This is a genomic window from Priestia sp. FW507-14D1A (assembly GCF_058781295.1).
This window is the reverse complement of the sequence record NZ_JBYSWQ010000002.1, coordinates 258,544-283,136: the sequence shown is the minus strand read 5'-3', so window position 1 is coordinate 283,136 and position 24,593 is coordinate 258,544. Positions and strand designations below refer to the sequence as shown.

Below are 24,593 nucleotides of genomic sequence, written 5' to 3'. Positions count from 1 at the left end.
TTCAATAAAAAAAAGGTGCGGAACTTCGCACCTTTTTTTTATTGAATTGCTTTATGCTCTTTAATGACACGAAATGTTTTTAATTCAAAGTCTTCCGGACCCTGCACGGGTAAACCTGCCTCTAAGTTCGTTTCAATGTAGGTTAAATTTTCCTCAGTGATGATTTCCCCAGGAATAAAAATAGGAATACCAGGAGGGTAGACCATCACAAATTCCGCAATAATACGGCCTGCCGATTCATGAAAAGGTACCACTTCGGTTTCAGCGTAAAAAGCATCGCGAGGTGTTAAAGCCAATACAGGAATATCAGGCAATAAAATAGCGGGTTTTGCCGTTGTCTCAGAAAGATTATGGAATTTTGCAGATAACTCACGCAGAGCTGTGACCAGACGTGACAGATCTTCTTCTGTATCTCCAGGCGTGATAATACATAAGATATTATAAAGGTCAGACATTTCAACTTCGATATTATGAGCTTCACGCATCCATTTTTCTACGTCATAGCCCGTAATTCTTAAATCTGAAACAGAAATAATTAGCTTAGTAGGGTCTAAATCATACGTAGCTTTTGTCCCTAAAATTTCTCTGCCTATACATCGGATATGCTCAATTGTATTAATTTCTTTTCGTGCTTTTTCAGCAAGAGAAATTGCACGTTCAGCCAGCTCTTTCCCTTCTGTAGCTAAACGTTTTCGTGCAACATCTAAAGAAGCCAGCAGCAGATAAGATGTTGATGTTGTTGTCAGCATGCTTAAAATAGACTGTACACGTTTTGGAGAAATTAAGCCTTCGCGTATGTTTAGAATTGAACTTTGCGTCATAGAGCCACCTAATTTATGCACGCTTGTTGCTGCCATATCTGCACCGGCCTGCATAGCAGACAGAGGCAAATCATCATGGAAGTGAATATGAACGCCGTGAGCTTCATCAACAAGTACAGGTACTTGATACGAGTGGGCAATTTCTACGATTTTACGAAGGTCTCCCGAAATTCCAAAGTAAGTTGGATTGATAACAAGCACTGCTTTTGCTTCAGGGTGCTGCTTCAAGGCTTTTTCTACAGAGTCCGATGTGATACCGTGAGAAATGCCAAGCTTTTCGTCAATTTCAGGATGAATAAAAATAGGCGTAGCTCCTGAAAAAACAATCGCACTCATAACAGATTTATGCACGTTTCTAGGAACGATAATTTTATCTCCAGGCCCACATGTCGCCATAACCATTGCCATAATTGCTCCGCTCGTTCCTTGAACAGAGAAAAAAGTATGGTCAGCACCAAATGCTTCTGCAGCTAAATCCTGCGCTTGTTTGATAATGCCTTTTGGCTGGTGAAGGTCATCAAGAGGACCGATATTAATTAAATCAATGGATAAAGCATCATCGCCAATAAATGAGCGGAATTCAGGATCCATTCCATTTCCTTTTTTATGTCCAGGGATATGGAATTGTGTTGGATTTTTCTTAGCGTGATTAACCAATCCAGTAAATAATGGAGTTGAAAATTGAGAAGACAATTTTGCTATACACCTCTTTTATCATAAATTGTCAGTCCCTCTAAGCAAAGCTTAGAGGGACTTTGATTGTTTTTTTATCAAATTACAGCATTCAATTTTATATACCCAAAACTAGTGGCTGTTGAATTCTACATATTAAAATATCGGATCTTTTTTCTATAAAAGAAATTCAACAGAAATTCTACTCGGCAGTTTTCTTGATTTTAACCATTATATAAATGAATGAAACGTGTATGTTTACTACTGTTTGATAATATAAATACAATTTTTAGTTAAAAAATACAAGTAATTGTAAACTGCTTATTACTCATTATTTTATAGTTCTTTATGTTTTGAAAATCCCCATAAAACAAAAGAATTATAGCACTTATTAACCCATTTGCAAAGATATTTTAAAGAGAAAATAAAAAGAAAAAAAAGGAGAAATTCTTTTGTGTGAAAAGAGAATAAATTTTGTGTACATTATAGATTGTGATAGAGTTAAGAATATAGATATACATAGATTGAAGAAATAAATGGAGTGATGAGAAGTGGAATATCAATACCCTATCTCCCTTGATTGGAGTACAGAAGAAATTATTGATGTAGTGAAGTTTTTTGAAAGCATTGAACGCGCTTATGAAAAAGGTATTGAGCGTGATCATCTAATGGCAGTCTATCGCCGATTTAAAGAAATTGTGCCAAGTAAAGCAGAAGAAAAAACAATCTGTAACGATTTTGAAGACCAAAGCAAATACTCTTCTTATCGAACGATTCAAAAAGCAAAGGCTGCTTCTTCTGGAGACATCATAAAAATGTAAAAAATGGAGCCAAGCTTGGCTCCATTTTTTTTATATCAATTCGTTAAAATTATGCATATGCTTTTTTAGTTAGTTCATATAATGGAGTTACCGTATGAAATGTTTGTTCAATACGAGCTATCCATTCTTCGCCGTTCATTGCAATCGCTTCTTCTTTTGGAATCGTAATGCCGCATAGGATCTCAGCTTTTTTAACCGTCTCTAGACGTTCAAACAAACTTTCTAAGTCTTCAGAAGATAAGTCGCCCATTTTTTCACTATCAGGTTTTGTATGATCTTTCGACCAAACAAACGAGGCTGGGATGTGTTGACGAATCTCCTCAATGTTTTGTTTTAGCAGCTTTCCAAATTGTTCTTTAATAGGTGATTCGTAAATGACGGCGAACCACACAAAGACGTGTGTTTCCCAAAGGCCAACTTGAAAATGAGGGAGCTTTTTATACCCGCGTTTACTATTAGCAAAGGCTACCCACGTATCTGCTGGCGGGTTAACTGTTCTTCGTGCATGTTTGGCAATGTGTATGAACATTTCATCTCCACAAAGTGAAGAAAGAGTAGGAGCAAAATGATTGCTCAACTGTTCGAATTTTGGGCGTATCGTTGTCTTGATGGCTTCCATACGTGCATCAAGTCCCTCGATACGGAATACGTTAAAGTCATCTTGTGAAAATCCTGAGAATGCCATGTGAAACCTCCGTTTTTTAGTGAATATGTATAGCTGCTGTGCATCTATGCAAGTAAGTATGATTTACGCGAAGATTCTACCACATGAAAAGCATAAACACCAATTAATTCGCATATGCTTGTCAAAACGTGTCTATCATTTTTTTATAGGTAATCACACAATTTAGTTACATGAGATTAGGTTTCGACATAGACTATATCAATCAAAATATCTGAAAATTTAGTTTTCTATAAGCGGGTTCAATAATTTGAGAGGGGTGTTTGAAGAATGAAACAAGTGGTGAATATGTATAAGAAGAATGATGGACAAAAAAGATTAGGTGTAATTCGTTTGGAGTTAGATTACGAGTTAGCGACATTATATGAAGCCATGATGGAGAATAATGAGGAACAAAAACAAAAATGTAAGCGAAAGCTCGAGAAACTTCGTGAAGAAATGATATCTCTTCAGTAGCAGATACGGGAATAAAATAGAACAAATAAGGGTAAACTGTAAAAAAGGATTAAACTGAATGAGCAGATTCATAAGTGGTAACAGAGCACGTGGGAGAAGAAGCGGCAGTTCTTCTCCCACGTGCTCTGTTAATTGACATCTTGCAGAGGTTTTTTTAAGCTTAAATAAGAGACGTATTTTTGAGGGGGAATTGAGATGACGCAACGCTGGAAAGAAATCGATACATACGTTAAAGAGTGGCTAAAAGAAGCTGGACAAAAAATTCAACAGTCGTTTAGTAAAGAACTTCTCATTCAAACGAAATCGAATCCAAATGATTTAGTAACAAATATGGATAAAGAAATTGAACAGTTTTTTATCTCAAAAATCAATGAAACCTTTCCGGAACATCATATTCTCGGAGAAGAAGGATATGGAGAAGAGCTTGAATCAGAAGAAGGAACGATTTGGATTATCGATCCAATCGACGGTACGATGAACTTTGTTCATCAGCAGCGAAATTTTGCTATTTCCATCGGTATATTTGAAAATGGTGTAGGACAAGCAGGTTATATTTATGATGTTATTCATAATGAGTTGTATCATGCTTTAAAAGGACAGGGCGCGTTTATGAATGATATCCAATTGCCGAAACTTGAACCTGTACCAGTTGAACAAGCTATTATTAGCCTAAATGCAACATGGGTGACGGAGAACCGCCGTATTGATCCTTCCGTATTAAGTCCGCTTGTGCGTAAAGTAAGAGGGACCCGTTCATATGGATCCGCAGCTATTGAGCTTGCTTACGTAGCGGCTGGACGCTTGGATGGATACATTACTTTACGTTTGGCTCCATGGGACTTTGCTGCCGGCAAAGTATTGATTGAAGAAGTTGGAGGAGTTATGACGGATTTAGAAGGAAAGCCGTTAGAGATTCTTGAAAAAAGCAGTGTATTTGTAAGCAAACCAACATTACATGACGAAATCTTTCGTACGTACCTTGAAGGAAAGTGGAATAAATAAAATAGAAGTGAAGACTTACGTGTAGTCAAAGAATTTTGTGATGAAAAAACGTCATGAACCATTTTGATGTTGCAAATGGCCATGACGCTTTCAATCATCGCAAAAAAATTACAGCTGCCCTTTTTCTCGCATTTTTTTCTTAGTCGTAAAGCCAAGGCCCATTACAACAATTAAAGCTGCGATAGCTAAAATGACCCCGAGAGCGCTTCCTTCTCCGATAAATATGCCGATTGACATAATTGCCGCAGTTGCGATAAATGCATATAAAACAAATACCCACTTAATGTTTCTCATGTTGATTCCTCCCATTTATAACGGATATTTATAGTGTACAACAAAATCATTCTGCAATTCTAGAGTTAGTGTGATATAATAGCTTAGTTATTACAAGCATAGGAGTGAAATGCGTGAACATTCGTAAAGATTTACGTAATATTGCCATTATTGCCCATGTAGACCATGGGAAAACAACGTTAGTAGATAAATTATTACATCAGTCCGGAACATTCCGTACTAATGAGCATGTTGAAGAACGTGCGATGGATTCAAATGACCTTGAGCGTGAGCGTGGAATTACAATTTTAGCGAAAAACACAGCTATTAATTATAAAGATACGCGTATCAACATTATGGATACGCCGGGACATGCTGACTTCGGTGGAGAAGTTGAGCGTATTATGAAAATGGTAGACGGTGTTCTACTTGTAGTAGATGCATACGAAGGATGTATGCCTCAAACTCGCTTTGTATTGAAAAAAGCATTAGAGCAAAACTTAACGCCGATTGTTGTTGTTAACAAAATTGACCGTGACTTTGCTCGTCCAACTGAAGTAGTTGATGAAGTAATTGACTTATTTATTGAACTAGGTGCAAGCGAGGAACAAATTGAGTTCCCTGTTGTTTATGCTTCAGCAATCAACGGAACAGCTAGCACGAATCCTGAAAAGCAAGATGAGAACATGTCATCTCTATTTGACTCAATCATCGAGCACATTCCAGCACCAGTAGACAACAGCGATGAACCACTTCAATTCCAAGTGGCAATGCTTGACTACAATGACTATCTTGGTCGTATCGGTGTAGGCCGCGTATTCCGCGGAACAATGAAAGTAGGCCAGCAAGTTGCATTAATGAAGCTTGACGGTACGGTAAAACAATTCCGTGTAACAAAATTATTCGGTTTCCTAGGCTTAAAGCGTGTTGAAATCGAAGAAGCAAAAGCAGGAGACCTGATCGCTGTATCAGGAATGGAAGACATCAACGTAGGTGAAACAGTATGTCCGTTTGACCACCAAGATGCACTGCCAATTTTACGTATTGATGAACCTACTTTACAAATGACGTTCTTAGTAAACAATTCACCGTTTGCTGGTCGTGAAGGTAAATTTGTTACATCTCGTAAAATTGAAGAGCGCTTAATGTCTGAACTTGAGACGGATGTAAGTTTACGCGTGGAAAATACTGATTCACCGGATGTATGGGTTGTTTCAGGACGTGGAGAACTTCATTTATCTATTTTAATTGAAAACATGCGTCGTGAAGGATATGAGATTCAAGTATCAAAACCTGAAGTAATCGTTCGTGAAATTGATGGCGTTCGCTGTGAGCCAGTTGAACGTGTGCAAATCGACGTGCCTGAAGAACATACGGGTTCTATTATGGAATCAATGGGTGCTCGTAAAGGTGAAATGGTTGATATGATTAACAACGGCAGCGGTCAAGTTCGTCTGATCTTTATGGTTCCTGCACGTGGTTTAATCGGTTATACAACTGAGTTCTTATCGTTAACTCGTGGATTCGGTATCATTAACCATTCATTTGATAGCTACCAACCAATGCAGCAAGGTCAAGTTGGAGGTCGCCGTCAAGGTGTGCTTGTTTCTATGGAAAGCGGTAAATCATCTACTTATGGAATCCAAGGCGTAGAAGACCGCGGTACAATTTTCGTTGAGCCAGGTACAGAAGTATACGAAGGTATGATCGTAGGAGAACACACTCGTGAAAATGATATCGTTGTTAACATCTGTAAAATGAAGCAAATGACGAATATGCGTTCTGCTAATAAAGATCAAACAACAGGTATGAAAAAACCTCGTATTATGTCTTTAGAGCAATCACTTGAATATTTAAACGAAGATGAATATTGTGAAATCACACCAGAATCTATTCGTCTACGTAAAAAAGTTCTTGATAAAAATGAACGTGAAAAAGCAGCGAAAAAGAAAAAATACGCTGACACGAAATAATAAAAAAAGTAAGTCGTTAGCTCTATTTGCTAGCGGCTTGTTTTTTATCTATTATATCAGAATTTTCTATTTTTTGAAAGCGTTTTATAAAGAAGGGATTTGGAAAGGAAAAAGGTGGCTTATATCGAATAATGTAAAGTAAGGAATAGGGGGAAGAAATATGGATGTAAAAGAACACCTTTCATTTTTTGCAGCTTTGTATCAAGTAGATGAACATGCAAAAATAGGAATGTGGCTGTTATACTTTACCATTTTAGGGCTATCTGTTCTCGTGTACAAACTCGGGTTTGCAAAGAAGCTGCCGCTTTTAAAATCTGTGGTTATTTATCTGTTTTTAGCTTTTGGATGTACGATATTAACGTTTTTAGGCATTTTTTTACCTGTAGCTGAAGGGCTTGTGGTTGCAGCGCTTGTGTTGATTATTTATAAAATACGGCTGTATCAGGCTAAGAAGCAAAACTCCACGTTGGGTTCATAAAACTACATAAAAAGACGCTTGTAGCTACAAGCGTCTTTTTAGTATGATATAGCCGAAGACAAGAGCGGCTGCGAAAATTAAATGGCCAGCTGTCCAATAAAAAATCGCTACTGCATCATCCACCGCAGGCGTAGGCTTGAGCGCAAGCAGCGTCAACGGAAAATACAAAGGAATGGTTGGAAGTGTTAATAAAAAGGAACACAATACGATTTTTCGAATAGACATATTATTTAATTTACCTACTATGTAAACAAAAACGATCCCAATTGCAGCGGCAATGAGTAAATGAAAAACAAACTCTACCCATTCAGGCCATTGAATAGGGCCAATCATAGGAATAAAATCAACATTTAATAAAAGGGTATAAACTTGTTTGCCGGTTAGCCACTCTATCCATTTTAAACATAACCCAAGGATAATCCCGCTTAACATGCCAATACTTATTCCTAATCGGAGCACCTTACCAATCCTCCTCTGTCTTTTTCGACTCATATAGTTTAAAGTTACCAGTAGCTATGCGTTCTTTTGTTCGTTTTTCAATCCGTTCAGAACATTCATTGCACATATATGTATGGATAGGACGGTTGCGCAGTCGTTTTGCCACAAGCGTTTCATCCTCAATTGTTTCAATTTTATCGCACATGACACATTGTACTCTCATTTCTATCACCTCAACTTCTCTATACATCATTCTAGCCGAAAATTCTTGTTTTATAAAGTTTTTTTGCGGTGCTGTCTTTCAGTAGAAAAGAAACGATAGGAAAACATTCCTAAAGAAGCAGGTAATTTTGCTTGTTAGCTCGAAGATAGTAACTAGTAAGTACATAAACAGTAGGAGGGATGAAAATGGCCAACGAAGTCGAGACTCAACTAGTAGATGCATTATACGATGAGCTACAGACAGAAAGATTTGCAACCATTTCAACTATTGATTTTGAAACAAACGGTCCAAATGTTAGTGCCATTTCGTGGTTAGTAGCTCCGACTAAACAAAAAATTCGATTTGCCGTAGATGTCAAATCGAGGATTGTAGAAAACATTAAACATACGAATAAAGCAGTGGTAAATATTCTTGCTAATGAATCATGCTACTCAATCAGCGGAATAGCTGAGGTAGTGCAAGAAAAGTTAGAAGGAGTAGCTTTAAAGCTGACGCTAATTGAACTAGATATTAATGAAGTAAGAGACGTTATGTTCTATGGTTCTAAGATTTCAGTAAACCCTTCATATGAAAAGACCTATGATCCAGTAGCAGCTGCTAAACTCGATAGGCAAGTAATTGAAGCGATAAAAAAAGCTTAGCAGCAGCCTGCCGCTAAGCGACTTTCTTATTCGTTTTTTTGAAGATGATTATTAGATTGTTTTTCCTGCTCATTCTTTAAATTTTGCTCTTGTTTATTATTTAATTTTTGATTATTTGTATCTGTTGAGCTAGGATTTCGGCGGATTTCTTCTGCAAATTCAGGCATCACTCGGTTTACAATGGCTGCTAATTCATCTAAAAACCCTGTAACCGGACGACCTTTGCGAATTTCATTTCCAATTTGTTTTAGCCGAGCGACCGTATCAGGATCTGCAATAACAACAGAATTAGCGCCGTACGGATCAGCTTTCAGACCTTCGGCAACTGTATATTTGATGGAACTTACTTCTGAACGATCAATATCTTTGCCGACGTCAATGCCTACGATTGCATACTTACCGAGCACAATGGCAGTAGCATCATTTACATTCGGAACGCTTGAAGCCAGTTCAACTAAATGAGCTGATATTTCATTAGCAGTACGCTTGTGAGAGCGTTCAGGAGATGAATTTTTAACCTGTACAATTCGATCTGTTTTTTGCCCTTCTTCAACGTCTGCTTGGTTATTGTTGCAGCCGGTTAGTGTAATAAAACATAAGCTAATGGATAGAAAAAATTTGTTCATGTGGGAGACTCCTCCTTATGAATGACTCATTTTTTGTAGTAATTTGTATTTAGTTTCTAATAGTTCTTCTATCTTTATACACGTGTTCATATATTTAAAGAAAATGGTCCGTCCATTTAAGGTCACTTCACACATGTGCGTTACATAGTATATAAATGGATGGGTGCCTTGTTTCACTCCTTACAGGAAAAACAATCGGAGTAGGAGGCTGAATTATTGGGAAAAATTTATGTATTAGATACGAATGTTTTATTACAAGATCCGCATTCAATTTTTTCATTTGATGATAACGAAGTAGTGATTCCGGCCGTTGTGCTAGAAGAAGTTGATTCGAAAAAAAGAAATATGGATGAAGTCGGACGAAATGCAAGGCAGGTATCCAAACTCATTGATAACTTGAGACAACATGGAAAGTTATATGAGAAAATCCCTTTGGAAAATGGGGGCCATTTGCGAATTGAACTCAATCATCGCTCTTTTCAACAGCTTCAAGAAATCTTTGTGGAAAAAACAAATGATAATCGAATTTTAGCTGTTGCTAAAAATCTATCTCTTGAAGAGGAAACAAAAGAAGATGGACGTGAAGTGATACTAGTGAGTAAAGATGTGTTGGTACGTGTGAAGGCTGACGCAATCGGCTTAAGAGCAGAAGATTTTTTAAGTGATCGAGTAGTGGAGTTCAATAGTATTTATACAGGCTTTTCGGAAGTCTATATTGCAAAAGAACTGCTGAGTCAATTTTACGAAAAAGGAGAACTGCTAACGTCTCAAATTGCGAACCACTCCTTTTTTGCAAATCAATTCTTAGTGATGAAAGATGCATTTGGGGGATCCGGATCAGCAATCGGCATTGTCGATCAAACAACAACAAAAGTAAAAAAGCTTTTATTTGAATATGATCATATCTGGGGAATCAAACCTCGAAATGTTCAGCAAATTATGGCTTTAGAACTTCTTCTTAGAGACGACGTTCAACTGGTCACGTTAATTGGAAAGGCAGGTACGGGTAAAACGCTGCTTGCTTTAGCTTCAGGACTTATGCAGACGGAAGATCTAGGGTGTTTTAAAAAGCTACTTGTAGCTCGTCCAATTGTTCCTTTAGGGAAAGATATTGGATTCTTGCCAGGAGAAAAGCAGGAGAAGCTTCGTCCATGGATGCAGCCAATTTACGATAACCTAGAGTACTTATTCAACACTAAAAAGCCTGGAGAACTGGATGCGATTCTAGCGGGGCTCAGTTCAATAGAAGTGGAAGCCTTGACGTATATAAGAGGCCGAAGCATTCCGGAACAGTTCATTATTATTGATGAAGCGCAAAATTTAACGAAGCATGAAATTAAAACAATTTTAACAAGGGTAGGGGAAAAGAGTAAAATTGTCCTTATGGGAGATCCGGCTCAAATTGATCATCCTTATTTAGATGAGTATAACAACGGATTAACGTACGTAGTCGAAAAGTTTAAAGAGCAAAAAGTATCGGGCCACGTTCGGTTAATCAAAGGAGAGCGCTCAGGACTGGCACAATTAGCAGCTGATATTCTTTAAAAGAAGCGGGGTTCCTTTTGGAACCCCGCTTCTTTTATTATGTAACGATGATTTCTTCCACATATTTAATAGGGTTATTGCGGTTAGATCCGTCAGGCAAATAGACATAGATAGGCCCATCTTCTCTAAGAGGCTTTCCATCTTGGCTGAAACCAAAGATTAGTTTTTGCGCTTCTTCTAATGAAAAAGAAATCAGCGCGTCTTTTGTTTTAAATGAAACGTTGGTAGCTTCTTCAGTAGGTGAAGCGTTAGCTAGAAAAGGTGCAAATAAAATGCCGAATGTCCCATTTACTAGCTCCTGTTTTTTGAATTTCTTTTCAGTTTTTAACGTAGGAGGAAAGACGGCTCCCTCTTGAATTTCACGGTCCCAATGCTTGGAAACAGCCTTTGTGTACGCTTCTGTCTCGTCTTTTTGCTCCGGTGGATGTTCAAAGAAAACGTCCATATCGAGCTTGCGGTCATCGAAAATCCACACGCTTGGGTCGAGTGTCAGCGTATATTTTACTTTTCCTTTTAACATAATAATTGAATTCATTATAAATGCCCCCTTGCTAAAAGTATAAGCGCTTTCTACTTATTTGTCACTTTGATGAAAAAATTTAGTTGAGAGTGATTCTCGTATGATATAATGTAAGGGTCAACGAAAGTGCGAAATTTCCTACATCTATGGTAACGGTTTTGAGAAAGTAACAGTATAAAAAAGACGGCCAGCCTCACGGACATGTTTATCCTTGCTTTTTTGGAGCATAGCCTTTAAAATTGAGAGATAGATTAGGTAATCGCTCGCGAACGGAGGGATTGAGTTTGACGCCTGAGACAATGATAGATCATCGTGAAAAAGCGTATGCGTTGTTAAAAGCTGATGCAGATAAGATTTTGCAATTAATTCAAGTTCAAATGGATAACTTAACAATGCCACAATGTCCTCTTTATGAAGAGGTTTTAGATACACAAATGTTTGGTTTATCAAGAGAAATTGATTTTGCAGTTCGTCTTGGTTTAATTGATGAACGTGTTGGAAAAACATTGCTAGACCGCCTCGAGCGTGAACTTTCTGCACTGCATGAAGCGTTTACAAAAAAATAAAAATCACGCGATCGAAACTCAAACTATATATAAACGTAGTTTGAGTTTTTTATTACAGGTGGTTGAAATTTCCTAATTTACTCAAATTTGTACATAAAAGATGAAACGAAACAGAAACACGTCATTTTTAAAGGAAGAGGGTTATGGTAAAAAAAATATTTAGGCATTTTGACTATTCAATTGTAATTCCAGTGCTGCTTCTTTGTGCGGTTGGACTAGTTATGGTTTACAGTTCAAGTATGATTGTAAGTATTACAAGATATCATACGTCAAGCGATTTCTTTTACAACAGACAAAAAATGTGGCTTGCTTTTACGCTTGTATTGTTCATTTTAACAATGCTAACACCTTACAAGCTGTATCCTAAAATACTGCCTTATGCGATTCTGGGCATTTTTGTACTGCTTTTGCTTGTGTTTGTAATGGGGCATACGAGTAACAATGCCCAAAGTTGGCTGCAGCTTGGCGGCGCAAACATGCAGCCGGCTGAGTATGCCAAGCTTGTTGTCATTTTATACTTATCGTATGTTTTGTCTAAAAGGCAAGAGTATATTGACAACATCAAAAAAGCTTTTTTTGGACCTATGGGTCTTGTATTTCTAATATTAGGCTTTGTAGCTATTCAGCCTGACCTTGGAACGGGATCAATTATTTTTGCTATTGCCGTTACCATTATGCTGTGTTCGGGAATCTCTAAAAAAACCTTTTTCCGCATGCTAGCACTAGGTCTCATTTTGCTTACGGTAATTATTACAATTGGGTTTTTTACAGGTCAGTTTACTGCCAATCGAATTGGCCGTTTTACCGGTGCATCAGATCCATTTGCCAATGCTCAAGGAACTGGTTATCAGCTGGTTAATTCATATTTAGCAATAGGTACAGGAGGCTTAAAGGGCCTTGGTTTAGGAGAAAGTGTACAAAAGTATGGTTACCTTCCGGAGCCCCATACCGATTTCATTATGGCTATTATTGCAGAAGAATTAGGGTTCTTTGGAGTTATGCTCGTGCTGGGTCTTTTAGGCTTCTTAATTTTCAGGATTTTAATGCTGGCTAAAAAATCTCAGGATCCGTTTGCTAGCATGATTTGTATTGGAGTAGCCAGTATGATAGGTATTCAAACAGGCATTAACCTTGGAGGGCTTACGGGACTCATTCCGATTACCGGCGTCACGCTTCCGTTTATCAGTTACGGAGGGTCTTCGCTGCTAACGCTGATGGTATCTATGGGAATTATTGTAAATATTTCGTTTTTCGTAAATTATCAAAATAAAAAACAGAAAAATACGGAAAATATTGTGCTACATCCGAACAATACATCAACAACAAGCGATTGATTTTCGTGAAAAAATTGTGTAAAAAAAGCAAAAATTTATTGGAATTTTATCATTTTCCATTGATTTTTGCTTTTCTTTTATCTGATTTTGCTATATATTGAAGTTTATACGAAATTGAGAGGAGATTAGCAACATGAGTTTTGTAACTAAAAAAATCAAAAAAGTATTAGTAGCAAACCGAGGAGAAATTGCGATTCGTGTATTTCGAGCATGTACTGAACTGAATATTCGGACTGTTGCGATTTATTCTAAGGAAGACGCAGGTTCTTATCACCGTTACAAAGCGGATGAAGCCTATTTAGTAGGAGCGGAGAAAAAACCGATTGATGCTTATTTGGATATAGAAGGCATCATCGACATTGCTAAGTCTCATGATGTAGATGCTATTCACCCTGGCTATGGTTTTTTGTCAGAAAATATCCAATTTGCGAAACGTTGCGAAGAAGAAGGCATTATTTTTATTGGTCCAAAATCCAAGCATCTTGATATGTTTGGAGATAAAGTAAAAGCACGTCACCAGGCTATTCAAGCAGATATTCCCGTTATTCCTGGTACGGATGGTCCTATTGATTCAATTGACGAAGCAAAAGAATTTGCTAATCAGCATGGATATCCTCTAATGATCAAAGCTGCTTTGGGCGGAGGCGGTCGAGGCATGCGTATCGTTCGCGATGCAGACAGCCTAAGTGAATCTTATGACCGTGCCAAATCAGAAGCAAAAGCGGCTTTTGGTAATGATGAAGTGTATGTCGAGAAACTAGTTGAAAATCCAAAACATATTGAAGTGCAAATTTTAGGTGATGAACAAGGAAATGTTGTGCATCTTTATGAACGCGACTGTTCTGTGCAGCGTCGTCACCAAAAAGTAGTAGAAGTAGCACCAAGTGTTTCTATAGATGAAGACTTACGTCTCCGCATTTGTGAAGCAGCTGTGAAGCTGATGGAAAAAGTGCAGTACATAAATGCTGGTACAGTAGAATTTTTAGTATCAGGAAACGATTTTTATTTTATTGAAGTAAATCCACGTGTTCAAGTAGAGCACACAATTACTGAAATGATTACAGGTATCGATATCGTTCAATCGCAAATTTTAATTGCAGACGGCTACGCGCTTCACAGCAAGGAAGTATCCATTCCTGCACAAGATCAAATTCACGTACATGGATATGCGATTCAATCTCGTGTAACGACAGAAGATCCGTTAAACAATTTTATGCCGGATACGGGTAAGATTATGGCTTATCGTTCTGGTGGCGGTTTTGGCGTACGCTTAGATACGGGAAACAGCTTCCAAGGTGCTGTAATTACGCCTTATTATGATTCACTGTTAGTAAAAGTAACAACATGGGCATTAACATTCGATCAAGCCGCATCAAAAATGGTACGGAATTTAAAAGAATTTCGTATTCGTGGAATTAAAACAAATATTCCGTTTCTTGAAAATGTAGTGAAGCATGATAAGTTCTTAACAGGTGCTTATGATACATCATTTATTGACACAACGCCTGAACTTTTTGTTTTTCCGAAGCGAAAAGACCGCGGAACTAAAATGCTTACATACATTGGGAATGTTACGGTAAACGGATTCCCAGGTGTATCGGAAAAGAAAAAGCCGATCTTTACGAAACCGCGCGTTCCTAGTGTGGATATAAGCAAACCAATTCAAAACGGAACAAAGCAGATTTTAGATGAAAAAGGCGCTGAAGGGCTAGTAAATTGGGTGAAAGAACGCAAGGAAGTACTATTAACGGATACAACCTTCCGTGATGGCCATCAGTCTCTTTTAGCAACGCGTATTCGTACAAACGACTTAAGACAAGTAGCTAACCCAACTGCACGCTTGCTTCCAGATTTATTTTCTATGGAAATGTGGGGGGGAGCAACGTTTGATGTTGCTTATCGATTCTTAAAAGAAGATCCGTGGGATCGCTTGCTTACTTTACGTCAACAAGCGCCAAACGTTCTTTTCCAAATGCTTCTTCGCGCGTCAAATGCGGTTGGATATAAAAACTATCCTGATAATGTAATTAAGGAATTTGTTGAAAAATCAGCTTATGCAGGTATTGATGTTTTCCGTATCTTTGACAGCTTAAACTGGGTGCAAGGAATGACTCTTGCAATTGACTCTGTTCGTCAAACAGGAAAGATTGCAGAAGCAGCGATGTGTTATACAGGTGATATTTTAGATCCGACGCGCCGTAAGTATGATTTGGATTACTACAAGAACTTAGCAAAAGAGCTTGAGCAGTCTGGAGCACATATTCTGGGTATTAAAGATATGGCGGGTCTTTTAAAACCACAGGCAGCTTATGATTTAGTATCGGCTCTAAAAGAAACGGTTGATATTCCAATCCACCTTCATACGCATGATACAAGCGGAAACGGTGTATACACGTATGCAAAAGCAATTGAAGCAGGCGTAGACATTGTAGACGTAGCCGTAAGCTCAATGGCAGGCTTAACGTCTCAGCCAAGTGCTAACTCTCTTTATTACGCATTAGAAGGTGCGGACCGCAGACCAAATCTGGATATTAAAAATCTAGAACAGCTTTCGTATTATTGGGAAGACGTGCGAAAATATTACCAAGACTTCGAAAGCGGCATGAACGCTCCTCATACGGAAGTGTACGAGCATGAAATGCCAGGCGGTCAATATAGCAACTTACAGCAACAAGCAAAAGCAGTTGGTTTAGGAAACCGCTGGGATGAAGTAAAAGATATGTATTCACGCGTGAATTTGTTATTTGGTGATATTGTAAAAGTTACGCCATCATCAAAAGTAGTTGGAGATATGGCATTGTTTATGGTCCAAAACAACTTGACAGAAGAAACGCTGTTTGAGCGCGGTGAAACGCTTGACTTCCCGGATTCAGTTATTGAATTGTTTGAAGGGTATTTAGGACAGCCTCACGGGGGATTCCCTAAAGAGCTTCAGCGCATCATTCTAAAAGGCAGAAAACCTATTACAGTTCGTCCTGGAGAACTGTTAGAAGATGTGGACTTCGATGCAGTGAAAGAAAAGCTGTTTAAAGACTTAAATCGTCAAGTAACGAGTTTTGATGCCATTGCTTATGCGCTGTATCCAAAAGTATTTATGGATTATCACAAAGCAGTCGAACAATACGGGGACATTTCTGTTCTTGATACCCCGACTTTCCTATACGGCATGCGTTTAGGAGAAGAGGTTGAAATTGAGATTGAAAAAGGAAAAACCTTAATTGTCCGCCTTGTATCCATTGGAGAACCGCAGGCAGACGGTACGCGAGCGGTATACTTTGAATTGAACGGTCAGCCTCGTGAAGTCGTGATTAAAGACGAAAGTGTCAAAACAACCGTTACGGCAAAACAAAAAGCCGACCAAGCAAATCCGGCCCACATCGGCGCTTCAATGCCTGGAACCGTTATTCGAGTAGTAGTAGAAAAAGGCGATAAAGTCTCAAAAGGTGATCACTTAATGATCACAGAAGCAATGAAAATGGAAACAACCGTGCAAGCACCATTTGACGGCGTGATTAAACAAGTACATGTGTTGAATGGAGATGGCATCCAGCCGGGGGATTTATTAATTGAATTAGAAAGCTAATCAAAAAAGGTACGAGCTCTGAGCTCGTACCTTTTTTGATCAATTATGTGTATGACGCGTTGCAAGTAAGGTTAAGTAGCTTAATACACCGAATAGGAAAGAGATAATTAAAGAATGAGCAAGCGCGAGCTCTAGCTGCAGACGTGTGACAACAACAAGCATACCGGAAACCGCCTGAAAAATAACTAGAATGAGAGCGGCTAACCATCCGTAAAAAATATTTTTTTGATGGCGATAATATTTAACTGCATGGATAAAGGCAGCTAATATCCATACAAACGTTAAAACAGCAGCGAATCGATGTCCCATTTGAATCCACTGATTCAAATCAACAGGTAGCCAACCGTTTCCGTTTGAACAAAATGGAACGTCTGGACAAGCCAAGCTAGCTTCTTTATGGCGAACAAGCGCGCCCGTGTACACAACGGCATACGTGTATAAGATAACCCCGTAAATGTGTTTTTTCATTTTAGAGCCTAGCTGTATATTAGTTGAGTCGAGCTTTTGATCCACTTCAAAGATAATAAGTGTTAACAGCAGCACAGAAGCAAACGAAATAAGGGAAATACCAAAATGAAGAGCAAGCACTGCGTCTGATTGCCCCCACATAACAGCGGCAGCTCCAATTAATGCTTGCAGTACTAGGAAGAAAAAAGAGATAAACGCTAAAGGTCTAACTTCTTTTATATGTCCTAGTGAAATCCATGCCCATACGCATAAAGCGAGCACAAGAAAGCCCGACACGCCAGAAACTAAGCGGTGGCTTAGTTCAACAACGGTTTCAAATGTTAAAGGGTCGGGAATGAGCTGTCCATTACACAGAGGCCAAGAATCTCCGCACCCGTCTGCTGAACCAGTTTTCGTGACAAGGGCACCGCCAAGCAGAATAAGTAACATGGCCATGCTCGTCACAACGGATAAAAATTTTAATCCAAGTCGCACAATAATCACCATCCTAAAAGCAAAGTAAGTAATATAACGAGCTAAACAATTTATCCTAATCTTTTTGTATATTAAACATAAATTTCATTTATTCTCCATAAACTTGATTGAATTTGTTATAATGGTAGAAAGTGTAAGGTTTGTTCATGAGTTCGACTCTGCAGATATGTAAAAGGTACCGTACAGAAAACTATTTTACTTGCATAAATATCTTTTAACAAGTGACGGGGACATGCATTTAGCTCATGACAAAAAAAATCCATATTTTTTTCATGAATTCTTCACAAAGTAACGGCAAAATATGGTTTAATAAACATGAGAAATAGATATTTCTCTACTATTTTATCGTTTACATGTGAAGCTTTTAAGTAGCTTTGGTGAGAGGAATATGACTTCTTTGTGAACAAAGAGGAGATTTTTGTAAAATTATGTTGAAAACGCCTTCATTGATAGACTCTTTATTTACTAGATAAAAGTCTGTGGATGAGTAAAGGAGGAAGCGCCATGGAAGATTCAAAAATGGTGGAAGATTCAACGCTTTCTGCATCGCCTAACACAGCTCATGTAAGCGAAAATAGTTCCGTTTGGTCAGATTTTTTAGCTACGATTAAAATTGGAATAGTCAACTCAAATTTCATCACCACCTTTACTGGTTTTTGGCTAGCTCTTTTCTTCAACGAACAACACTTCTTAGAAAACCTGGATAAAGCATTTTTTACTTTAATAGGTTCTTCACTTATCATCGCCGGTTCATGCAGTTTGAACAATTACATAGATCGTGACATTGACCCTCTAATGGAACGAACAAAGGGACGACCTACAGTGACAGGGAGTTTTGCACCTTTGACGGTCCTTGGGATTGGAATCGGTTTTACGTTAACCGGCTTGCTTATGCTACTAGTTGTTTCTTCCGTAGCCGCTCTCATCGGATTAGCAGGAATACTTACATATGTAGTTCTTTACACCATGTGGTCCAAAAGACTATACACAATTAATACAGTAATCGGAAGTATATCAGGCGCTGTTCCGCCTTTAATTGGATGGGCCGCTATCGATCCCAATTTACATGTAGTAGCTTGGGTATTATTTCTAATCATGTTTATTTGGCAGCCGCCTCATTTTCTAGCTCTTGCTATGCGAAGATGTGAAGAATACCGGGCAGCGGGAATCCCTATGTTGCCTGTTGTACACGGGTTTGAGCTGACAAAACGACAGATTCTCATTTGGATTGCTTGTTTGTTGCCATTACCTCTTTATTTATACGAATTAGGCACTCCATTTCTAATTTTGGCCACTGTTTTAAACATAGGATGGCTATTTTTAGGATTTGCTCAATACAATAAACAAGAAGACACAAAGTGGGCTAGTATGATGTTTGTCTACTCACTAAACTATTTAACTATTTTATTTGTCTCAATGATTGTCGCAACGCTTTTTGCCTAGATAAAATCTTTCACTGAATGCGACACTGCACAAGGGGGATTTCTTCTACATGTAGAATTCATTATAGAAGGAATAAGTTTTATGCTCAAGAGGGCATAGATGAAATCACGTCAATGAAAGAGAGGTTGGGGAATGGTATGAAAAAATGGCGATTGAACTTTCGTGTTTTGTCGTTATTTACGCTGCTTGCATTCGTGTTATCGGCCTGTGGAAAACCGTTTTTGTCAACACTTAAACCTGCAGGTGAGGTAGCTGAAGAACAATATTCGCTTATGCTGCTTAGTACAGCCATCATGGTTTTAGTTATTATTGTTGTCACCATTATCTTTATATTTGTTATTCTGCGCTTTCGTCGTCGCAAAGGCGAAGAAAATGTGATTCCAAAGCAAGTAGAGGGGAGCAGAAAGTTAGAAATTATATGGACAGTGATTCCTATCTTGCTGCTGATTATTTTGACTGTTCCAACGGTCATCTCAACATTTAAGCTAGCGGATGTAAAAGGAATGAAGGACAAAGATGCTGTCGTAGTAAATGTGCGAGCTAACTTGTACTGGTGGGAATTTGAGTATCCTAATCAAAAAATTATTACATCGCAAGATCTAGTTGTTCCAACGGATAAAAAAGTCTACTTTAATATTAAAGCTTCCGACGTCAAGCACTCATTCTGGATTCCTTCAGTTGGAGGAAAGCTCGATGCTAACACAGAAAATGATAATAAATTCTGGCTAGTGTTTGATTCTGAAAAATCGAAGGAAGCTAACGGGGTTTTCTACGGAAAATGTGCTGAGCTTTGCGGTCCATCTCATTCTCTTATGGACTTTAAAGTACGGGCTGTATCAAGCGGTGAATTTGATACGTGGGCAAAAGATTTGAAAAAAGCAAAGCCTGATGTAGAAACAGCATCCGCAAAAGCTGGTCAAGAGGTCTTTAATGAAAGCTGTATCGGATGTCATGCTGTTGACGTTAAAGATAATCGTCCAGAGCAAGCCCGTCAAGCACCAAACTTAGCCGGTTTTTCTGAACGTGAGCGTGTAGCTGGAGTGCTTCCTCACAACAAGGAAAATATCAAAAAATGGTTAAAAGACCCTGAAAAAGTTAAGCCGGGTAATAAGATGAGTGGTACATATCCTGACTTAACAGATGAACAAGTAAGTGAGCTAGCAGACTATTTAATGAGTTTAAAAGAAAAATAAACGTCCAGTCGTTTTTAAAAGGGGAGGTTTAGCGATGAGTACACTCAGTCAAAAGAAGGGTGTAGGTGGAACAATTTGGGACTTTATGACAACCGTTGACCATAAGAAAATCGCCATTCTTTATTTAATTGCCGGCGGTATCTTTTTTCTAGTCGGAGGAGTGGAAGCGCTATTTATACGTATTCAGCTGGCTATACCAAGCAATGACTTTGTCAGTGCAGGAACGTATAACGAAATTTTAACAATGCATGGAACAACAATGATTTTCTTAGCCGCAATGCCGCTTCTTTTTGCCATGATGAATGCAGTTGTTCCACTGCAAATTGGAGCTCGAGATGTAGCATTTCCATTTTTAAATTTGTTAGGTTTTTGGTTGTTTGCCTTTGGGGGACTCTTTTTAAATCTAAGCTGGTTTTTAGGAGGAGCACCTGATGCAGGTTGGACATCATATGCTTCGCTGTCTATTGCATCACCTGGTCACGGAATTGATTTTTATGCGATAGGTTTGCAGATTTCCGGAGCCGGGACATTGATTTCAGGTATCAACTTTCTCGTGACCATCATTAACATGAGGGCGCCAGGTATGACTTATATGCGTATGCCGCTGTTTACGTGGACGACGTTTGTTGCATCAGCTCTTATTTTGTTTGCGTTTCCAGCACTAACGGTTGGATTGTTTTTAATGATTTTTGACCGCTTATTCGGGGGAAACTTTTTTGACGCCACAATGGGTGGGAACACCATTATCTGGGAACATCTTTTCTGGATATTCGGTCATCCGGAAGTATATATTTTAATTCTTCCAGCGTTTGGTGTTTTCTCTGAAATTTTACCTACTTTTTCAAGAAAGAGATTATTCGGGTACTCGTCGATGGTTTTTGCTACCGTATTAATCGGATTTTTAGGGTTCATGGTGTGGGCTCACCACATGTTCACAACCGGACTTGGTCCAATTGCAAATGCCATTTTTGCTGTCGCTACGATGGCTATAGCCGTTCCAACTGGAATTAAAATTTTCAACTGGCTGTTTACGCTTTGGGGAGGAAGTATTGAGTTTACTTCTCCAATGCTGTATGCTGTCGCCTTTATTCCATCATTTGTTATCGGGGGAGTAACAGGAGTTATGGCAGCTGTAGCACCTGCAGATTATCAATTTCAAGATTCTTATTTTATCGTTGCTCACTTCCATTACGTTATCGTAGGCGGTGTCGTATACGCTATATTAGCAGGTGTCACATACTGGTGGCCAAAAATGTTTGGGAAGATGTTAGATGAAAAGTTAAGCAAAGCAACGTTTTGGCTCTTTTTGATTGGTTTCCATTTAACGTTCTTTATTCAGCATTTCTTAGGCCTAATGGGGATGCCTCGCCGCGTATGGACGTTCTTGCCTAATCAAGGTCTCGACCTTGGGAATGCAATCAGTTCATCAGGAGCTGCTTTCATGGCGGTTGCTACGCTCATTTTACTGGTTAATATTATAAAAACAACTGCCAAAGGACAAAAGGTAGGAGGAGACCCTTGGGGAGACGGACGTACATTAGAATGGGCTATTTCATCTCCGCCTCCAGAGTATAACTTTAAACAAACACCGCTTGTACGCGGGTTAGATGCATATTGGATTGAAAAAATGGCAGGAAATAAAGAAATGACGCCAGCCGAACCTCTTGGTGATATTCATATGCCAAACTCGTCGTTTATTCCATTTATGATATCGCTTGGAATGTTTATTGCAGGGATTGGCTTTTTGTATCGAAATGATCATGCGTGGGGAGATATTGTAGGGATTATCGGAATGATCGTCATGTTTTTATCGATGTTCTTCCGTTCATGGATTGATGATCACGGCTTTCATATTCACAAAGAAGACTTAGTTGATGATGACAAGGAGGCGAAGATGTAATGGAGACTGAACAAAAGCTAACTGCTGAAACTTTCCCTGCTTCGCCTGAAAAAGCAACGCTTGAAGGGAGAAATAAATTTACTGGCTTTTGGCTCTTTTTAGGCGGAGAGACGGTTTTGTTTGCTTCACTTTTTGCTACTTATTTAGCTTTACGTAATTCAACGATGTCAGGACCTAAGCCAGAAGAATTGTTTGATATTAAGCTTGTTTTTGCAGCCACCATGATTTTATTAACAAGTTCACTAACAAGCGTATATGCTATGTATCATATGAAAAATTTTGAATTTAAAAAGATGCAGCTATGGTTAGGCGTTACGTGGCTTTTAGGTTTAGCGTTTTTAGGGCTAGAAATTTATGAGTTCAGGCATTATGTTCATGAAGGTCATACGTTTACAAGCAGCGCATTCGGTTCTTCTTTCTACGCGCTGGTTGGGACACACGGAGCTCACGTAACGTTCGGATTGCTTTGGATTGGTTCTTTGATGATTCGAAATGCGAAGCGGGGGTTAAACTTATATAACGCTCCTAAATATTATGTCGCAAGTTTATACTGGCACTTTATCGATGTTGTGTGGGTCTTTATTTTCACGGTTGTATATTTAATGGGAATGGTGGGATAAGCTGATGACGACAAATCAATCAAACTCAGATAACCCAAGGCTCAATTTAGATTATCGTAAAAAAAGAAACGCAGAAGATATGAAGATGCAAGTTATTTCTTTTGCGATGATGTTGTTTCTAACGCTAATTGCTTTTTTTGCGGTTTATCAAGAGTTTAGCGGATGGTACATTATGCCGGTGATTGTGCTCTTGGCCGTTGTTCAAGTCATCTTTCAACTTTATTATTTCATGCACATGAACCACAAAGGACATACCATACCAGCATTTTTCTTGTATTCAGGCGTATTGGTAGCTCTTTTAACCATTTTAGCTTTTGTAACCATTATTTGGTGGTAAAGAGAAGGGCTGGCATGCGCCAGTCCTTTTCATCATCTGTAGAAGGAGGAATAGACGTTGATTAACAATTTGCAGATGTTTGGTTTTGAAGCACTTTGGAGTCCTTATTATTTTTTAACCATTTGTCTGGTGACCGTATTGTATTTTTTCATCGTTGGTAGATGGAGAGAGAATTTTATAGGAGCGGTGGCCGTAAACAGAAAAACAAAAGCGTATTTTGTTATTAGCATGGTTCTTTTATATATATGTAAAGGAGGACCTGTAGATTTACTAGGGCACTTTATGTTTAGTGCTCATATGACGCAAATGGCAATCGTTTACTTGGTGATTCCTCCGCTTTTTATTTTAGGAATTCCGCCGTGGTTAGCTCGTTCTGTTATTTATGTAAGAGGGGTTAAACCTATTTTTAAATTCTTTACAAAGCCCTTAATTGCGCTACTGTTATTCAATGGGTTATTTTCTTTGTATCATATTCCGCTGCTTTTTGATTTTATTAAAACGGATATGATGCTCCACGGAATTGTGAGTGTTGTATTATTTATCGCTGCATTTTGCATGTGGTGGCCACTCGTTAATCAGCTAGAAGAAGAACAAACGCTAAGTTCTTTAAAAAAGCTTGGCTATATTTTTGCAGATGGCGTACTCCTTACTCCAGCGTGCGCGTTAATTATTTTTGCAAATCATTCTTTATATGCAACGTATACAGACTCAAGCGCTTGGGTACAAGCTCTTTCCCTTTGTGTACCGCCTTCTATGATTGCAAGTTTAGGACAGCTTGCTCCCGAGATGTTTAATACGCTGCCGCCCGTGGAAGATCAGCAGCTAGGCGGCGTTATTATGAAGATCATTCAAGAAATTGTGTATGGAACGGTTTTAGGCTTTATTTTTTTTCAGTGGGCTCGAAAAGAACGAGAGAAAGATACGTACATGCCTGATTTTAGTGAACGTCAAGATATAAAAGCAAAGGAGATTCCATCTACTCCTCCTTTGAATTAAAAAAAGCGCAGTGTAATTACTGCGCTTTTTCTAATTCTATAGCTGAACGGTTTCAAGCTGTGATTTGATTTGTGTTAATATCTTTTCACACTGTTCTACAAGGGATGGCGGAAAATATTCGCCGTCTCCATATTCTACACCGTGAGGATAATAATGTTTGCCTAGTAGAGGTGTCATAAGATGAATAACAGCATGCCTGCCCCCTACGTCGCCTGAAATAGCATGTCCTTGGACTCGCAAATAGAAGGTATCTCGCTGAAACTCGAATTTTCGATCGTACGTGACGCGTTCATAATCCCATTGTCCGGCGCGGACCAGACCAAATTGATGCATAATCTCATCTAATAAATCTAAATCAACCTTTAATGAATCAAATTTTGCATATTCAAATTTCATATGAACTCCCTCCCAAAACAGATATACCCCAATTAAATCATAAGCCGAATGGATAAAACTTGCAATATCTAATAAAGAAAAATGTAAACGTTATCTATTTTTATTTAAACGT

Annotated in this window: 25 protein-coding genes; 16 read left to right on the top strand and 9 right to left on the bottom strand. The window is 38.5% G+C overall.

Annotation, left to right across the window (positions count from 1 at the left end):
- Positions 1-38: 38 nt before the first annotated feature.
- A complete protein-coding gene (locus AC3WJG_RS09900) occupies positions 39-1,514 on the bottom strand; it encodes an aminotransferase class I/II-fold pyridoxal phosphate-dependent enzyme (RefSeq protein ID WP_337133419.1) in 1,476 nt (491 codons plus the stop codon).
- A 530-nt stretch (positions 1,515-2,044) separates the two neighbouring features.
- Here AC3WJG_RS09900 and AC3WJG_RS09895 point away from each other — a divergent pair.
- Positions 2,045-2,314 (top strand): UPF0223 family protein, encoded by a 270-nt coding sequence (locus AC3WJG_RS09895; protein WP_013056061.1) that lies wholly within the window; start codon positions 2,045-2,047, stop codon positions 2,312-2,314.
- 49 nt (positions 2,315-2,363) lie between these two features.
- Here AC3WJG_RS09895 and AC3WJG_RS09890 read toward each other — a convergent pair whose 3' ends face one another.
- Positions 2,364-2,999, bottom strand: coding sequence for a YktB family protein (locus AC3WJG_RS09890; protein WP_050689384.1), 636 nt, complete (start codon positions 2,997-2,999; stop codon positions 2,364-2,366).
- Positions 3,000-3,266: 267 nt separating this feature from the next.
- Here AC3WJG_RS09890 and AC3WJG_RS09885 point away from each other — a divergent pair, with 267 nt between their 5' ends.
- Both AC3WJG_RS09885 and AC3WJG_RS09880 read left to right on the top strand, forming a co-directional pair.
- The gene (locus AC3WJG_RS09885; RefSeq protein WP_013056063.1) at positions 3,267-3,452 is read left to right on the top strand and encodes a YkzI domain-containing protein; all 186 of its coding nucleotides are present in this window, start codon (positions 3,267-3,269) and stop codon (positions 3,450-3,452) included.
- 195 nt (positions 3,453-3,647) lie between these two features.
- On the top strand, positions 3,648-4,454 hold the full coding sequence (locus AC3WJG_RS09880) for an inositol monophosphatase family protein (RefSeq protein WP_016763440.1): 807 nt from the start codon (positions 3,648-3,650) through the stop codon (positions 4,452-4,454).
- Between the two features lie 108 nt (positions 4,455-4,562).
- Here AC3WJG_RS09880 and AC3WJG_RS09875 read toward each other — a convergent pair whose 3' ends face one another.
- Positions 4,563-4,748 (bottom strand): YlaF family protein, encoded by a 186-nt coding sequence (locus tag AC3WJG_RS09875; protein ID WP_016763441.1) that lies wholly within the window; start codon positions 4,746-4,748, stop codon positions 4,563-4,565.
- A gap of 113 nt (positions 4,749-4,861) precedes the next feature.
- Here AC3WJG_RS09875 and typA point away from each other — a divergent pair, with 113 nt between their 5' ends.
- On the top strand, positions 4,862-6,700 hold the full coding sequence (gene typA, locus AC3WJG_RS09870) for a translational GTPase TypA (RefSeq protein ID WP_028407947.1): 1,839 nt from the start codon (positions 4,862-4,864) through the stop codon (positions 6,698-6,700).
- Between the two features lie 160 nt (positions 6,701-6,860).
- Entirely contained in the window at positions 6,861-7,178 is a 318-nt protein-coding gene (locus tag AC3WJG_RS09865) for a YlaH-like family protein (RefSeq protein ID WP_013056067.1), read from the top strand.
- Positions 7,179-7,202: 24 nt separating this feature from the next.
- Here AC3WJG_RS09865 and AC3WJG_RS09860 read toward each other — a convergent pair whose 3' ends face one another.
- Positions 7,203-7,637: a hypothetical protein gene (locus tag AC3WJG_RS09860; RefSeq protein WP_028407948.1), complete on the bottom strand. Its 435-nt coding sequence runs from the start codon at positions 7,635-7,637 to the stop codon at positions 7,203-7,205.
- 1 nt (position 7,638) lies between these two features.
- On the bottom strand, positions 7,639-7,839 hold the full coding sequence (locus tag AC3WJG_RS09855) for a YlaI family protein (protein ID WP_013056069.1): 201 nt from the start codon (positions 7,837-7,839) through the stop codon (positions 7,639-7,641).
- Between the two features lie 185 nt (positions 7,840-8,024).
- On the opposite strand from AC3WJG_RS09855, the gene AC3WJG_RS09850 reads away from it, so the two are divergent.
- On the top strand, positions 8,025-8,480 hold the full coding sequence (locus tag AC3WJG_RS09850) for a pyridoxamine 5'-phosphate oxidase family protein (RefSeq protein ID WP_028407949.1): 456 nt from the start codon (positions 8,025-8,027) through the stop codon (positions 8,478-8,480).
- Positions 8,481-8,506: 26 nt separating this feature from the next.
- Here the strand turns inward: AC3WJG_RS09850 and AC3WJG_RS09845 are convergent, their stop codons facing one another.
- A complete protein-coding gene (locus AC3WJG_RS09845; RefSeq protein ID WP_013056071.1) occupies positions 8,507-9,106 on the bottom strand; it encodes a YhcN/YlaJ family sporulation lipoprotein in 600 nt (199 codons plus the stop codon).
- Positions 9,107-9,322: 216 nt separating this feature from the next.
- On the opposite strand from AC3WJG_RS09845, the gene AC3WJG_RS09840 reads away from it, so the two are divergent.
- On the top strand, positions 9,323-10,651 hold the full coding sequence (locus tag AC3WJG_RS09840; protein ID WP_013056072.1) for a PhoH family protein: 1,329 nt from the start codon (positions 9,323-9,325) through the stop codon (positions 10,649-10,651).
- Positions 10,652-10,688: 37 nt separating this feature from the next.
- Here the strand turns inward: AC3WJG_RS09840 and AC3WJG_RS09835 are convergent, their stop codons facing one another.
- A complete protein-coding gene (locus tag AC3WJG_RS09835) occupies positions 10,689-11,186 on the bottom strand; it encodes a hypothetical protein (RefSeq protein WP_028407950.1) in 498 nt (165 codons plus the stop codon).
- Between the two features lie 284 nt (positions 11,187-11,470).
- On the opposite strand from AC3WJG_RS09835, the gene AC3WJG_RS09830 reads away from it, so the two are divergent.
- The 3 genes from AC3WJG_RS09830 (at position 11,471) to pyc (ending at position 16,654) form a co-directional block, all read left to right on the top strand.
- Positions 11,471-11,737 carry an Fpa/YlaN family protein gene (locus AC3WJG_RS09830; RefSeq protein ID WP_370506486.1) on the top strand — a complete coding sequence of 89 codons (267 nt, stop codon included), beginning with the start codon at positions 11,471-11,473 and terminating at the stop codon, positions 11,735-11,737.
- 143 nt (positions 11,738-11,880) lie between these two features.
- The gene (locus AC3WJG_RS09825; RefSeq protein ID WP_028407951.1) at positions 11,881-13,071 is read left to right on the top strand and encodes an FtsW/RodA/SpoVE family cell cycle protein; all 1,191 of its coding nucleotides are present in this window, start codon (positions 11,881-11,883) and stop codon (positions 13,069-13,071) included.
- Between the two features lie 133 nt (positions 13,072-13,204).
- Positions 13,205-16,654, top strand: coding sequence for a pyruvate carboxylase (gene pyc / locus AC3WJG_RS09820; RefSeq protein ID WP_337133418.1), 3,450 nt, complete (start codon positions 13,205-13,207; stop codon positions 16,652-16,654).
- Between the two features lie 39 nt (positions 16,655-16,693).
- Here pyc and AC3WJG_RS09815 read toward each other — a convergent pair whose 3' ends face one another.
- The gene (locus AC3WJG_RS09815) at positions 16,694-17,596 is read right to left on the bottom strand and encodes a COX15/CtaA family protein (protein ID WP_221840274.1); all 903 of its coding nucleotides are present in this window, start codon (positions 17,594-17,596) and stop codon (positions 16,694-16,696) included.
- 504 nt (positions 17,597-18,100) lie between these two features.
- Between AC3WJG_RS09815 and cyoE the strand changes: the two genes are divergently transcribed.
- The 6 genes from cyoE to ctaG all read left to right on the top strand — a co-directional run bounded on the left by cyoE (position 18,101) and on the right by ctaG (position 24,085).
- The gene (gene cyoE / locus AC3WJG_RS09810) at positions 18,101-19,039 is read left to right on the top strand and encodes a heme o synthase (protein WP_060745783.1); all 939 of its coding nucleotides are present in this window, start codon (positions 18,101-18,103) and stop codon (positions 19,037-19,039) included.
- 137 nt (positions 19,040-19,176) lie between these two features.
- Complete coding sequence (gene coxB, locus AC3WJG_RS09805; RefSeq protein WP_221840275.1) at positions 19,177-20,232, top strand: cytochrome c oxidase subunit II; 1,056 nt, start codon at positions 19,177-19,179, stop codon at positions 20,230-20,232.
- A gap of 34 nt (positions 20,233-20,266) precedes the next feature.
- A complete protein-coding gene (ctaD, locus tag AC3WJG_RS09800; protein WP_013082312.1) occupies positions 20,267-22,132 on the top strand; it encodes a cytochrome c oxidase subunit I in 1,866 nt (621 codons plus the stop codon).
- The gene (gene ctaE / locus AC3WJG_RS09795; RefSeq protein ID WP_098333594.1) at positions 22,132-22,752 is read left to right on the top strand and encodes a cytochrome c oxidase subunit III; all 621 of its coding nucleotides are present in this window, start codon (positions 22,132-22,134) and stop codon (positions 22,750-22,752) included. The genes ctaD and ctaE overlap by 1 nt, the downstream gene beginning before the upstream one ends.
- 4 nt (positions 22,753-22,756) lie before the next feature.
- Entirely contained in the window at positions 22,757-23,089 is a 333-nt protein-coding gene (gene ctaF, locus AC3WJG_RS09790; RefSeq protein WP_028407956.1) for a cytochrome c oxidase subunit IVB, read from the top strand.
- Between the two features lie 57 nt (positions 23,090-23,146).
- A complete protein-coding gene (ctaG, locus tag AC3WJG_RS09785; RefSeq protein WP_028407957.1) occupies positions 23,147-24,085 on the top strand; it encodes a cytochrome c oxidase assembly factor CtaG in 939 nt (312 codons plus the stop codon).
- A 36-nt stretch (positions 24,086-24,121) separates the two neighbouring features.
- Here ctaG and AC3WJG_RS09780 read toward each other — a convergent pair whose 3' ends face one another.
- Positions 24,122-24,481, bottom strand: a complete 360-nt coding sequence (locus AC3WJG_RS09780; protein WP_013056084.1) for a YugN family protein — start codon at positions 24,479-24,481, stop codon at positions 24,122-24,124.
- Between the last annotated feature and the right edge of the window lie 112 nt (positions 24,482-24,593).

Bases quoted from the DNA above. Each gene is read 5' to 3' on its own strand.
- ctaF (WP_028407956.1), top strand. From the start codon at position 22,757: ATGACGACAAATCAATCAAACTCAGATAACCCAAGGCTCAATTTAGAT.
- AC3WJG_RS09885 (WP_013056063.1), top strand. From the start codon at position 3,267: ATGAAACAAGTGGTGAATATGTATAAGAAGAATGATGGACAAAAAAGA.
- pyc (WP_337133418.1), top strand. From the start codon at position 13,205: ATGAGTTTTGTAACTAAAAAAATCAAAAAAGTATTAGTAGCAAACCGA.
- AC3WJG_RS09850 (WP_028407949.1), top strand. From the start codon at position 8,025: ATGGCCAACGAAGTCGAGACTCAACTAGTAGATGCATTATACGATGAG.
- AC3WJG_RS09780 (WP_013056084.1), bottom strand. From the start codon at position 24,481: ATGAAATTTGAATATGCAAAATTTGATTCATTAAAGGTTGATTTAGAT.
- AC3WJG_RS09880 (WP_016763440.1), top strand. From the start codon at position 3,648: ATGACGCAACGCTGGAAAGAAATCGATACATACGTTAAAGAGTGGCTA.
- coxB (WP_221840275.1), top strand. From the start codon at position 19,177: ATGAAAAAATGGCGATTGAACTTTCGTGTTTTGTCGTTATTTACGCTG.
- cyoE (WP_060745783.1), top strand. From the start codon at position 18,101: ATGGAAGATTCAAAAATGGTGGAAGATTCAACGCTTTCTGCATCGCCT.
- AC3WJG_RS09875 (WP_016763441.1), bottom strand. From the start codon at position 4,748: ATGAGAAACATTAAGTGGGTATTTGTTTTATATGCATTTATCGCAACT.
- AC3WJG_RS09825 (WP_028407951.1), top strand. From the start codon at position 11,881: ATGGTAAAAAAAATATTTAGGCATTTTGACTATTCAATTGTAATTCCA.
- AC3WJG_RS09855 (WP_013056069.1), bottom strand. From the start codon at position 7,839: ATGAGAGTACAATGTGTCATGTGCGATAAAATTGAAACAATTGAGGAT.
- AC3WJG_RS09890 (WP_050689384.1), bottom strand. From the start codon at position 2,999: ATGGCATTCTCAGGATTTTCACAAGATGACTTTAACGTATTCCGTATC.
- AC3WJG_RS09865 (WP_013056067.1), top strand. From the start codon at position 6,861: ATGGATGTAAAAGAACACCTTTCATTTTTTGCAGCTTTGTATCAAGTA.
- AC3WJG_RS09835 (WP_028407950.1), bottom strand. From the start codon at position 11,186: ATGAATTCAATTATTATGTTAAAAGGAAAAGTAAAATATACGCTGACA.
- ctaE (WP_098333594.1), top strand. From the start codon at position 22,132: ATGGAGACTGAACAAAAGCTAACTGCTGAAACTTTCCCTGCTTCGCCT.
- ctaD (WP_013082312.1), top strand. From the start codon at position 20,267: ATGAGTACACTCAGTCAAAAGAAGGGTGTAGGTGGAACAATTTGGGAC.
- AC3WJG_RS09845 (WP_013056071.1), bottom strand. From the start codon at position 9,106: ATGAACAAATTTTTTCTATCCATTAGCTTATGTTTTATTACACTAACC.
- AC3WJG_RS09830 (WP_370506486.1), top strand. From the start codon at position 11,471: ATGATAGATCATCGTGAAAAAGCGTATGCGTTGTTAAAAGCTGATGCA.